Origin of the sequence: Kitasatospora phosalacinea (assembly GCF_000716545.1) — a bacterium.
GTDB classification, from domain to species: domain Bacteria; phylum Actinomycetota; class Actinomycetes; order Streptomycetales; family Streptomycetaceae; genus Kitasatospora; species Kitasatospora phosalacinea.
On the sequence record NZ_JNWZ01000077.1, the window covers coordinates 23,182 to 33,587 of the forward strand.

The 10,406-nt window shown below is 75.2% G+C and carries 12 protein-coding genes; 5 read left to right on the plus strand and 7 right to left on the minus strand.

Annotation, left to right across the window (positions count from 1 at the left end; translation table 11 throughout):
• Positions 1-34: 34 nt before the first annotated feature.
• The 3 genes from OO48_RS29135 (at position 35) to OO48_RS29145 (ending at position 1,950) form a co-directional block, all read left to right on the plus strand.
• Positions 35-781, plus strand: coding sequence for an SDR family oxidoreductase (locus tag OO48_RS29135; RefSeq protein WP_033221656.1), 747 nt, complete (start codon positions 35-37; stop codon positions 779-781).
• A gap of 83 nt (positions 782-864) precedes the next feature.
• Complete coding sequence (locus OO48_RS29140; RefSeq protein WP_033221658.1) at positions 865-1,113, plus strand: 4-oxalocrotonate tautomerase family protein; 249 nt, start codon at positions 865-867, stop codon at positions 1,111-1,113.
• Between the two features lie 111 nt (positions 1,114-1,224).
• The gene (locus OO48_RS29145; protein WP_033221660.1) at positions 1,225-1,950 is read left to right on the plus strand and encodes a TetR/AcrR family transcriptional regulator; all 726 of its coding nucleotides are present in this window, start codon (positions 1,225-1,227) and stop codon (positions 1,948-1,950) included.
• A gap of 26 nt (positions 1,951-1,976) precedes the next feature.
• On the opposite strand, the gene OO48_RS29150 is transcribed toward OO48_RS29145, so the two are convergent.
• A complete protein-coding gene (locus tag OO48_RS29150; RefSeq protein WP_033221662.1) occupies positions 1,977-2,375 on the minus strand; it encodes a VOC family protein in 399 nt (132 codons plus the stop codon).
• 131 nt (positions 2,376-2,506) lie between these two features.
• On the opposite strand from OO48_RS29150, the gene OO48_RS29155 reads away from it, so the two are divergent.
• Entirely contained in the window at positions 2,507-3,496 is a 990-nt protein-coding gene (locus tag OO48_RS29155) for a helix-turn-helix transcriptional regulator (protein ID WP_033221664.1), read from the plus strand.
• Between the two features lie 28 nt (positions 3,497-3,524).
• Here OO48_RS29155 and OO48_RS29160 read toward each other — a convergent pair whose 3' ends face one another.
• From OO48_RS29160 to OO48_RS29185, 6 genes are all read right to left on the minus strand, one after another.
• Positions 3,525-4,076 (minus strand): DUF1697 domain-containing protein, encoded by a 552-nt coding sequence (locus OO48_RS29160; RefSeq protein WP_033221666.1) that lies wholly within the window; start codon positions 4,074-4,076, stop codon positions 3,525-3,527.
• A 117-nt stretch (positions 4,077-4,193) separates the two neighbouring features.
• Positions 4,194-5,234, minus strand: a complete 1,041-nt coding sequence (locus OO48_RS29165; RefSeq protein WP_033221668.1) for an NAD(P)-dependent alcohol dehydrogenase — start codon at positions 5,232-5,234, stop codon at positions 4,194-4,196.
• 57 nt (positions 5,235-5,291) lie between these two features.
• Positions 5,292-6,047 carry an SDR family NAD(P)-dependent oxidoreductase gene (locus OO48_RS29170; RefSeq protein ID WP_033221670.1) on the minus strand — a complete coding sequence of 252 codons (756 nt, stop codon included), beginning with the start codon at positions 6,045-6,047 and terminating at the stop codon, positions 5,292-5,294.
• Between the two features lie 74 nt (positions 6,048-6,121).
• The gene (locus tag OO48_RS29175; protein ID WP_081952467.1) at positions 6,122-6,937 is read right to left on the minus strand and encodes a TetR/AcrR family transcriptional regulator; all 816 of its coding nucleotides are present in this window, start codon (positions 6,935-6,937) and stop codon (positions 6,122-6,124) included.
• Positions 6,938-7,041: 104 nt separating this feature from the next.
• Positions 7,042-7,794: a hemerythrin domain-containing protein gene (locus tag OO48_RS29180; RefSeq protein WP_033221672.1), complete on the minus strand. Its 753-nt coding sequence runs from the start codon at positions 7,792-7,794 to the stop codon at positions 7,042-7,044.
• A 210-nt stretch (positions 7,795-8,004) separates the two neighbouring features.
• Positions 8,005-9,033, minus strand: coding sequence for an alpha/beta hydrolase (locus OO48_RS29185; RefSeq protein WP_033221674.1), 1,029 nt, complete (start codon positions 9,031-9,033; stop codon positions 8,005-8,007).
• A 313-nt stretch (positions 9,034-9,346) separates the two neighbouring features.
• Here OO48_RS29185 and OO48_RS29190 point away from each other — a divergent pair, with 313 nt between their 5' ends.
• The gene (locus OO48_RS29190; RefSeq protein ID WP_051733064.1) at positions 9,347-10,135 is read left to right on the plus strand and encodes an SDR family oxidoreductase; all 789 of its coding nucleotides are present in this window, start codon (positions 9,347-9,349) and stop codon (positions 10,133-10,135) included.
• Positions 10,136-10,406: the final 271 nt, after the last annotated feature.

A 10,406-nucleotide genomic window follows, 5' to 3' on the forward strand; every position in this document is an offset into this window, starting at 1 on the left:
AGAGCCTGATCGTCGAAACGAAAGAGGTTCCGCCATGCCCACCACCGACGCACAGTCCCGGGTCGCCCTGGTCACCGGCGGTTCCGGCGGCATCGGCCGGGCCGTGGTCCGGCAGCTCGCCCGCGCCGGGTACCCCGTCGCCGTCCACTACTCCGGCAGCAAGGACAAGGCCGAGGCCCTGGTCGCGGAGGTCGTCGGAGCCGGCGGCCGGGCGCTGGCGGTCGGCGCCGACATCGCGGACGAGCGGGCCGTGGCCGCCGCGTTCGACCTGGTCGAGGCCGAGTTCGGCGGGCTGGACGTGGTCGTCCACACCGCGGGCGTCATGCGCCTGGCGCCGATCGCCGAACTCGACCTGGCCGACTTCGACGAGGTGCAGCGGGTCAACGTCCGCGGCACCTTCGTGGTCGCCCAGCAGGCCGCCCGCCGACTGCGCCGGGGCGGAGCGCTGATCAACTTCTCCACCTCGGTGGTCGGACTCCAGTTCCCGAACTACGGGGCGTACGCGGCCAGCAAGGGCGCGGTCGAGGCGCTGACCCTGGTGCTGGCCCGCGAACTGCGCGGCCGGGACGTCACGGTCAACACGATCGCCCCCGGCCCCACCGCCACCCCGATGTTCCTGGACGGCAAGGACCAGGCCGCCATCGACCGGCTGGCCGCCCAGCCCCCGCTGGAGCGCCTGGGCGCCCCGGAGGACATCGCCGAACTGGCCGCCTTCCTGGCCGGCCCGGCCGGCCGCTGGATCAACGGCCAGAACATCCGCAGCAACGGCGGCATCGTCTGACCCGGCCCGTCCCGGCCCTCCCCGCTCCGTCCCGCCTCACCCCGTCCCGTCCCGTCCCGTTCCGCCCGTACGAGGAGAACACCGTGCCTTTCGCCAACTTCAAGGTTCCCGCCGGCACCCTGGCCCCGGCGCAGAAGCAGCTGATCGTCGACCGCGTCACCGACCTGTACGCCGAGGTCTACGGCGAACGCGCCCGGCAGAACACCATGGTCCTGGTCGAGGAGGTCGCCGACGGCGGCTGGGGCATCGGCGGCCACGTCCTGACCGCCGCCATGGTCAACGGGACCGGCTCCGACCCCACCCCTGCCCCCGCCCCCGCCCCCGCCGAGTAACCGGGCCGCGCCGTGCCGCGCCGGGCCGGGGCTGCGCCGCCCCGGCCCGGCGCCGGCCTCCACTACGCTGGCCGGGCAGCGCGGGACCGAAGAACAGGCAAGGAACAGGCCATGAGCGACGCCACCACCGGCACCACCCCCCGGGGGACGGGCGACCTGCGCTCCCGGATGCTCGAAGCCGCCGAGGACCTGCTCGCCGAGTCCCCCGACAACGACGTCTCGACCCGCGCCGTGTGCGAGGCCGTCGGCGTCAAGCAGCCCGTCCTGTACCGACTGTTCGGCGACAAGAACGGCCTGCTGACCGCCCTGGTCGCGCACGGCTTCGAGCGCTACATCGGCCGCAAGCAGCGGCTGGCCGTCACCGACGACCCGGTCGCCGACCTGCGCGCGGGCTGGGACGACCACACGGACTTCGCGCTGTCCAACCGGGCGCTGTACCGGCTGATGTTCTCGCCGGTGCTGCCCGAGGTGCCCGAACCCGCCGCCCGGATCTTCGAGTTGCTGAAGCGGACCCTGGAGCGGTGCGCGGCGGCCGGCGCGCTGCGGATCCCCGTCGAGGAGGCCGCGCAGGCGATCCTGGCGGCCAACGTCGGCGTCACCCTCAGTCTGCTCTCCCAGCCGGAGCGGTTCTCCGATCCCGCGCTGCCCACCCGCGTCCGGGACGCGGTCTTCGCCGCCTGCCTGGACGAGTCGGCCGCCGCGCCCGCCGCCGAGGAGGACCGACTCGCCGGAGCCGCCCGCCAGTTGGAGGCCCAGCTGCGGCAGCGCGGCACACCGCTGGGCGAGGCGGAGACCGCGCTGCTGCTGGTGTGGCTGCGCACGCTGCAGCAGCCGTAGCCCGGCCCCGGTTTCCTGTCGGCCGGTCAGACGCCCTGCCTGGAGCGGGCTTCCGGCGTCACCGGCGTGAAGAAGTTGACCAGGGTGCCGTCCGGGTCGCGGAGCAGCAGCGACCGGTTGCCCCACGGCAGGGTGGCCGGCCCGCTGACGAACTCCGCGCCGCTGTCGGCGAGTCGGCGGTGCAGCAGGTCGACGTCCTCGACCAGGAACTCGACGATCGCGCTGCGGTTCGCGGCCGGCTCGGCCGAACCCGGCGCGAACAGCGGCACGGTGCGGACGCTGCCGATCGCCAACGTACCGGCCGGGGTTCGGAGTTCGGCGAAGTCCGGAGTGGCCCGGACGGCGCTCAGGCCGGTGGCGCGCTCGTAGAACGCGACCAGGCGGTCGACGTCGGCGGTGATCAGGCGGACGGAGACGAGGTTCACGCGGGGCTCCCGTGCGGTGTTCCGGCGCGACGTCCGGTGGGTGTTCCGGGGTCGCGTTCCGGGGCGGTCGGTCCGACGCTAGAGGTGATACCGGACGGAATCCGCCCGGTACCGGGAGGAGGATCAGCGGTATGACCCGACCCGTGGCCCGTGTCCTCACCCTGCTGGAGCTGCTGCAGTCCGGCGGCGTCCGCACCGTCGCGGAGCTGGCCGAACGGCTGGAGGTGGACGAGCGCACCGTCCGCCGGTACGTCGCCCAGCTGGTCGACCTCGACCTGCCGGTGGAGTCGGTGCGCGGCCGCTACGGCGGCTACCGGCTCGCGCCGGGGCACCGGATGCCGCCGCTGATGCTCACCGAGGAGGAGGCGCTGGCCGTCCTGTTCGGCCTGGCCGCCGCCGAGCGGGCCGGGATGGCCGCCACCTCCGCCACCGCGAGCGGGACGGCCGCCGCGAAGCTCCGCCGGGTCCTGCCCCGCCGGGTCGTCCACCGCCTGGACGCCCTGTGGGAGGCGCTGGCCTTCACGGCCGGGCCCGCGCCCGGCGCTCCGGGGGCCGCACCGCCCGCGCCCGACCCGGAGTCGCTGCTGACCGTCGCCGACGCGGTGCGCCACCGCCGTCCGCTCGCCTTCCGCTACACCTCCGCGGACGGCCGCAGCGGTGAACGGGACGTCCAGCCGTACGGGTTGGTGCTGCACGCGGGCCGCTGGTACCTGACCGGGCTGGACACCGGCGCCCGCGCCGAGCGCCTGTTCCGCCTCGACCGGCTGGCCGCGCCCCGCCCGCTGCCGGGCACCTTCGCCGCCCCGGCCGGTCCGGATCCCGCCGAGCGCGTCCTGCGCGCCCTGGCCACCGCCCCGCACCGCCACCACGTCCGACTGCGGATCCGGGCGGAGGCCGCCCGGATCCGCGCGCACCTCCCGGCGGGCCTGGCCCTGGTCGAAGGACCGGACGCCGACGGCTGGTCCGACGTCGAGCTGCGGGTCGCCGAACTCGACTGGGTACCGGGCGCGTTGGCGGCCCTGGACCGACCGTTCACGATCGAGCACCCCGCCGAACTGCGGGGAATGGTCGCGGCGTTGGCCGAACGGCTCGCCGAATCGGCCCGCAGCGAAGGGAGTTGACCGGACCGGCCGGCCGCCCCCGGCCCCCTCAGCCCTTGCGGGCCGCCGCCGCGATCTTCGCCGTGGTGTGGAAGAAGCGCGAAGTCGCCTGCCCCCGGTACGACTTGGGGAACGCGGTGGCCGGGTTGCCGTTCAGCCGGCCGTTGCGCACGTGCATCACCACGAACGCCGCGTCCGCGGTGGCACCGATCATCTCCCAGTCGCCCTTCGGCGAGGCGACCGGCAGCGCCGCCGTGACCTCCGGCGGCAGCGGCTCGGACAGGAACAGCACGCACAGCCGCTTGTCCTCGGCGGGCTCCACCACCGCGAACGGGTCGAGCGCGAGCAGCGCCTCGACCTCCTCGACCGTGCGGAGCATCACCGGCACCCGGTACCCGAGCCCCGCCTCCAGGCCCGCCTCGATCCGGGCGGCCAGCGCCGCCCGGTCGGTCTCGGCGGTGCGGAAGAAGACGTTCCCGCTCTGGATGTACGTCCGCACGCCCTCCAGGCCCAGCCCCGTGAACAGCTCCCGCAACCGGTCCATCTTCACGGTGCGGCCGCCGACGTTGACCGCCCGCAGGAAGGCGATGTAGGTCTCCATGCGGCCGAGTGTAGGCGGCGGGTGCGACGGCTCCCGGCCTCGCCGGTCTCACGACACCGCCGGCGGCCCCCGCCCGGAGGCGGGGGCCGTCGGCGCCGCCCGGACGCCGCGCCGGCGTCAGCCGTGGGGCAGGATCACCGCCCGGCCGTTGATCTTGCCCGCGTGCAGCCGCTCGTAGGCGAGCGGCGCCTCGTCGATGCCGTACGTCTCGACGTGCACGTCGACCGCGCCGACCCGGGCCAGGTCGAGGACCTCGATCAGCTCGGAGCGGCTGCCCCAGTAGGGGGAGGAGACGGAGACCTCGTAGGGCAGGACCCCGAAGCCGACCTCCAGGGTGCCGCCGCCGATGCCGACGATGGTGACGTCGCCCTCCACGGCGGCCAGCCGGCCGGCCAGGGCCGTGGTGGGCGGGGCGCCGACGAAGTCGAAGACGGCCTGCGCGCCCAGCCCGGCGGTGAGTTCGCGCACCTTGCCGGCCGCCGCGTCGTTCGAGAGCACCGCCTCGTGCGCGCCGACGGTGCGGGCCAGCGCGAGCTTCTCCTCGGTGACGTCGAGCGCGATCACCCGGGCCGCGGTCATCGCCCGCAGCAGCTGGATCGCGACGTGCCCGAGGCCGCCGGTGCCGATCACCACCGCCGTGGAGCCGGGGGCGAGCTTGGGCAGCGAGCGCTTGATCGCGTGGTACGGCGTCAGCCCGGCGTCGGTGAGCGGAACGGTGCGCACCGGGTCGAGGTCGCCGAGCGGGACGAGGTGCCGCGGGTCGTCGACCACCATGTACTCGGCCATCGCGCCGGGCGCGCCCAGTCCGGGCGGCATGATGCCGAGGTCGCCCGCGCGCAGGCAGTAGTTCTCCTTGCCCTCGGCGCACTTGGCGCAGCTGCCGCAGCCCCACGGACCGTACACGGCGACCGATTCGCCTTCGGTGAAGCCGGCCACGCCGGCGCCGAGCGCGGCGATGGTGCCGACGCCCTCGTGGCCGAGGGTCAGCGGCAGCGGGAAGGGCAGCTGCTCGGCCGGCCAGCTCATCACCGCGATGTCGGAGTGGCAGACGCCCGCGGCGGTGACCTTCAGCAGGACCTGCCCGGGGCCGGGTTCGGGGTCGGGGACGGTGACCACCTCGGGGTGGCCGCCGACGGTGCGGTACTGGACTGCCTTCATGTTCGACGCTCCTTCGCGCGCGGACCCCCCGGGGAAACAGGCCCCCCTGCCGGTGGATCAGCGGGCGGCGTAGCCGCCGTCGACCAGGTGGTAGCTGCCGGTGACGAAGGACGCCCGGTCGGACAGCAGGAAGGCGGTCAGCTCGGCGACCTCCTCGGCGCGGCCGAGCCGTCCGGCGGGGTGCAGCGAGATCAGCAGGTCGCGACCGGCCGGGTCGGTGTCCTTGAGCAGCGGGGTGTCGATGAAGCCGGGGCCCACCGCGTTGACCCGCACGCCCTGCGGGGCGTACTCGATCGCGGCGGTCTTGGTGAGGCCGACGACGCCGTGCTTGGCGGCGACGTACGCGGGCGAGCCGGCGAAGCCGTTGGTGCCGAGGATGGAGGCCATGTTGACGACCGAGCCGCCGCCGGCCGCCAGGATCTCCGGCAGTTCGTAGCGCAGCGAGTAGAAGACGCCGTCCAGGTTGGTGGCCAGCACCCGGCGCCACGCCTCCAGGTCGTACTCGCCGGTGGGGGCGGCCGGGCCGCCGATGCCCGCGTTGTTGACGGCGAGGCTGAGCGGGCCGAGGCCCTCGACGGCGGCCCGGACGGCGGCCTCGACCGAGTCCGGGTCGGTGACGTCGAGCCGCACGGCCAGCGCCTTCGCGCCGGTGGCCTCGATGGCGGCGACGGCCGCGCGGGCGCCGTCCAGGTCGTAGTCGGCGACGGCGACGTTCGCGCCGCGCTCGGCGAGCAGGGTGGCGGTCGCCAGTCCGATGCCGGAGGCGCCTCCGGTGACGAGGGCGGTGCGGCCGGCGAACTCCTGGGTGGTCATGGGTGGTTCCTCTCGTACTCCGCGCGAAGGGGTGGGCGCGGTGGTGCTTGTTCGTACCGCGGGCCGACGGTCGGTCAGCTCGGGGGATCGGTCGCGGCCGGTGCCGCGTCGGGCGGCCTGCGCCCGTCGGGGAGCGGCTCCCCCGGCCCTCCTCGGGACGGGGGGAGCCGCGGCGGGGCGAAGGCCGCCTGCTGCGGCACCAGGTCGAAGGCGCGGTCGAGCAGGGTGGGCAGGTCGCCCGCGGGGTCGCGCACCCAGGTGCGGGTGGCGGCGTGCAGGGCGGCCACGCCGAGGCCGACGGCGACGGCGGGGCGCAGGTCGGTCTCCGGGTGCAGGCCGAGCCGGGCGGCGACCAGCCGGATCGAGCGCTCCTCCTCGGCGACCGAGATCCGCCGGAACGCGGCGGTCAGCGCGGGTTCCTCGTCGATCAGCACGAACAGGTCGCGCATGCCGGGGCGGCGGTGCCAGGCGGGGTGCTCGGGGTCGGGGTCGTGCAGCCAGGTGGTGACGGCGGCCCGGTACGCGGCGACCGGCGGTTCGGCGGCGGGCCGGGCGGCCAGCGCCTCGTTGATCCGGGCGAAGTCGGCGCGCAGGCAGTCCAGCACGGCGTCCTCGCGGGAGGCGAAGTGCCGGCTGAAGGTGCGCCGGGAGACGTCGGCGGCGTCCGCGACGTCCTCGACGGCGAGGGCGGCGAGGCCGTGCGCCAGGGTGAGGCGCAGTGCGGCGGCGGCCATCGCCTCGCGGGTGCGGCGGGCCTTGCGGTCGCGCCGCCCGGCCTCGCCCGCGGCGGAACCGCCCTGCCCGGGGACGCCCGGGCCGGTCGCGGCCCCGGCGCCCGCGCCGGTCGCGGCCTGCGGTGCGTCCGGCGGCGCCGGCTGGTCGGTGCTCATGGCCCCCACCGTACTACCGGAAATGTCCCGGCGGGACATCAGTCCCGCCGGGACATTCGGCCCGGGTCGTGCTGCTCACGCCCCGGGCGGCTCCGGGGCGGCGCTCACTGCCCGGCCGGCCCCCACAGCCGGTCGGTGCAGCGGGCGTAGGTGTCGCGCCAGTGCGGCCAGTGCCGCACCGTCTCGTCGTCGCAGTCGGCGAGCAGCCGGTCGATCTGCGCCGGGTCGACGCCCTCCAGCAGCCACACCAGGGCGTCGGACGCGGACGGGCCGTCGGCGAAGCGCAGCAGGTCGAGCAGTTCGGGCAGGGTGCCGATCCGGGAGCCGGGCTGGAAGACGCCCTCCATCCGGGGCAGCAGCTGGCGCTCCTCGATCCGCAGGTGGGTCTCCACCCGGGCGGCCAGCTCCTCGACCGCGTACGAGACCGACCAGGCGCTGGCCGGGTCACGGGTGGCGATGCCGACCAGGGTGGTGGTGCGGGTGAAGCACTGGTCGAGGTTGTGGTGGTCGGACTCCAGCCAGTTGAGCAGCAGCCGCAGCTCGGGCGCGAAGCGGCGCAGCACCGGCCACAGCCGGGTGTCCTGCTGCTCGTGGTGGCAGGTGATCATGGCGGTGACGAAGTCCCAGTGCCGCTTGAGCGCCCCGGCCGACTCGCGGTCCTCGGGCTGGAGCAGGCGCAGCGCCTGCGGGATGCGGGCGAGGTCGCGCCGGACGGCGGCGTGCACCAGGCGCAGTCCGGCGAACGGCAGGAGTTCGGCCGCCGGGGCGGCGGGCGCCCCGCCCTGCCGGACGGCAGGGCCGTTCCCACGCTGGGCGGGGGTGGTCGCGGGGCCGACGGGCAGCAGGTGACGGGACATGGCGCTCTCTTCACGACGGTCTGGGGCTGGCCGGAGCGGGGGCCGCGGTGCGGCGCCCCGGTCCAGTTCTCCGGTCCACGGCTCCAGGGTGGCCACACTCCATCAGGGGCGAATGAACGACCGATTGATGTGCAGGTCAGGGCGTTTTCCAGGCGTCCCGTGGCGGTTCTCGACGAGGCTTCGCCTTCGTCCGCGGGCGGTGGTCCGGGCTCAGTCGGACTCCGGCCCGGCGGTGTTGGCGGTCAGCCACTCCAGCGCGTTCGGGATCATCTTCTTGAAGTCCGAGGTGAGGTGCTTGCCGCCGGGCTGCTCGTAGTACTCGACCGTGGTGGGGGCCTTGGCCTTGGCCACCCAGTTCTTCACCAGCTTGGTCTCGTACGCGTTGGCGCCGCCCGCGGTGGCCAGCATCCGCACGTCCGCGGTGCCGGCGCCGATCAGCTGGTCGGGGCTGTTGGCCAGGCGCTCCTGCTCGTGGCCCTTCCACAGCGGCGAGTCCGGGTTCCAGTAGCCGTCGATCGGCACCGCCGCCTTGAACACGTCGGGGTGCTGGAGGGCCAGCTTGGCGCTGCAGAACGCGCCGGTGGAGGCGCCCATCACGGACCAGCCGTCGCGGCCCTTGACGGTGCGGAAGTTGGCGCGCACGAAGTCCGGGATGTCCTCGGCCATCCAGGTGCCGATCTTCGGCTGGCCGGGGATGTCGGCGCACTCCAGCGCCTTGGCCTCGTTGGAGTCCAGGTTCTGCACCGGCATGATCATGATGAACGGGTGGGCCCTGCCCTGCTCGACCAGCTGCTGGTCGACCTCCTGGATCGGCAGCTGGTTGTCGGTCCAGGTGTTGTAGCCGGCGCTCTGCCCGCCCGCGTACAGGGTCAGCACCGGGAAACCGGTCTTCGCGTACTTCGGGTCGTCGTACTGCGGGGGCAGCCAGATCCAGACCTTCCCGCTGACCCCGGACTTGGCGCCGTGCAGGGTGGTCATCATGATCGGGCCGGCCTCGGTGTCGCGGACCTTGGAGAACTGGGCGGCCGGGCCGGTCGGCATCAGCACCTTGGACGGCTTCGGCGGCGGCGCGCTGCTCGCCGGGGCGGAGGCCGCCGCGGGGCCGCGGTCGGTGGAGATCGCCGCCCGGGCGTCGCCCGCGCCGCCGGAACCGCCACAGGCGGTGAGCGGGACGGCGAGGGCGAGCAGGGCGGCGGCGGCCCACGGGCGACGGACGGCGGAGCGGGGCTGCGGCAGCACTGTGGTGTCTCTCCGGGCGGGGGGCCGGCCCGGCAGCCGGGTACAGGCCCTGGTCAGTGAGTGTCGGGACGGCCGCGACACTTCCACCGGCACACCCCGGGTGCGGCCCCGGCCGGGCGCGCTGCGCCGGTCCGGACCTCCCGTGATCCTATGACGTGCCGTCCCCCGGACCGGTTGCGGCAGGGCCCACGACCCGCCGGTCGGCGGGGGTGGTTCCGGCCGGTCGGCGGGGGTCGGCGGCGCCCCGGGGCCGTGACTCGCGGCGGTGGATTGGACGTTCCTCCTGCTGACGCGGCGCCCCGGCCCGGCGATCATGGGGGCTCCGGACCCGGAAATCACCCCGAGGAGTGTGCGCGTGTCCCAGCAGGTTGCCGTGATCACCGGCGCGGGCAGCGGCGTCGGCCGCGCCGTCGCCCGCGAACTCGCCTCGGCCGGCTGGCGGCTGGTGCTGGCCGGCCGCCGGGCCGCCCCGCTGGCGGAGACCGCCGCCGGGCTCGGGCCGGACCGGGTGCTGGCGGTGCCCGCCGACGTCACCGACGAGGCGCAGGTGGAGGCGCTGTTCGACGCCGCGGCCGGGCACTTCGGCCGGATCGACCTGCTGTTCAACAACGCCGGGACGTTCGGCCGCCCGGCCCCGGTGGAGGAGGTGACGGCGGCCGACTGGCGGGCCGTGGTCAACCTCAACCTGACCGGCGCGTTCCTGTGCGCGCGGGCCGCCTTCCGCCGGATGAAGGAGCAGGAGCCGCGGGGCGGACGGATCGTCAACAACGGCTCGGTCTCGGCCCACGTCCCGCGCCCGCACGCGGTCGCCTACACCGCGACCAAGCACGCCGTCACCGGCCTGACCCGCGCCCTGTCGCTGGAGGGCCGCCCGTACCGGATCGCCTGCGGGCAGATCGACATCGGCAACGCGGCCACCGACATGACGGCGGCGATGGGCGCGGGAGTGCGGCAGGCGGACGGCCGGACCGCGCCCGAGCCGACCATGGACGTCGCGGACGTGGCCCGGACGGTGCGGCACATGGCGGAGCTGCCGCTGGAGGCGAACGTGCAGTTCGCGACCGTGATGGCCACCGCGATGCCGTACATCGGCCGGGGGTGAGCGGCGGGGCCCGGACCGGTCACTCGTCGTGCGAGTGGCGGTAGCACGGCCGCGGCCCGTCCAGGTCGAAGCGGTACACGCTGGTGGTCGGCCACTGCCCGCCGCGCGCCGGGCCGGGGGGGTTCGGCGCGCAGCACCGTCCGCAACGACGGCGGCGGCGCGCCGGAGCGGACCCGCTTGAGGTGTCCGTCCCAGCGGCCGCCGCAGAGTTCGACGTCCAGGAGGGGGGTGGGGGCTGGGGGCTGGAGCTGTCTCTTATACACATCTGACG

What these genes read in the sequence shown, in the direction of transcription:
- OO48_RS29135 (WP_033221656.1), top strand. Translation starts at nt 35, where the DNA reads ATGCCCACCACCGACGCACAGTCCCGGGTCGCCCTGGTCACCGGCGGT.
- OO48_RS29145 (WP_033221660.1), top strand. Translation starts at nt 1,225, where the DNA reads ATGAGCGACGCCACCACCGGCACCACCCCCCGGGGGACGGGCGACCTG.
- OO48_RS29155 (WP_033221664.1), top strand. Translation starts at nt 2,507, where the DNA reads ATGACCCGACCCGTGGCCCGTGTCCTCACCCTGCTGGAGCTGCTGCAG.
- OO48_RS29160 (WP_033221666.1), bottom strand. Translation starts at nt 4,076, where the DNA reads ATGGAGACCTACATCGCCTTCCTGCGGGCGGTCAACGTCGGCGGCCGC.
- OO48_RS29165 (WP_033221668.1), bottom strand. Translation starts at nt 5,234, where the DNA reads ATGAAGGCAGTCCAGTACCGCACCGTCGGCGGCCACCCCGAGGTGGTC.
- OO48_RS29170 (WP_033221670.1), bottom strand. Translation starts at nt 6,047, where the DNA reads ATGACCACCCAGGAGTTCGCCGGCCGCACCGCCCTCGTCACCGGAGGC.
- OO48_RS29175 (WP_081952467.1), bottom strand. Translation starts at nt 6,937, where the DNA reads ATGAGCACCGACCAGCCGGCGCCGCCGGACGCACCGCAGGCCGCGACC.
- OO48_RS29180 (WP_033221672.1), bottom strand. Translation starts at nt 7,794, where the DNA reads ATGTCCCGTCACCTGCTGCCCGTCGGCCCCGCGACCACCCCCGCCCAG.
- OO48_RS29190 (WP_051733064.1), top strand. Translation starts at nt 9,347, where the DNA reads ATGGGGGCTCCGGACCCGGAAATCACCCCGAGGAGTGTGCGCGTGTCC.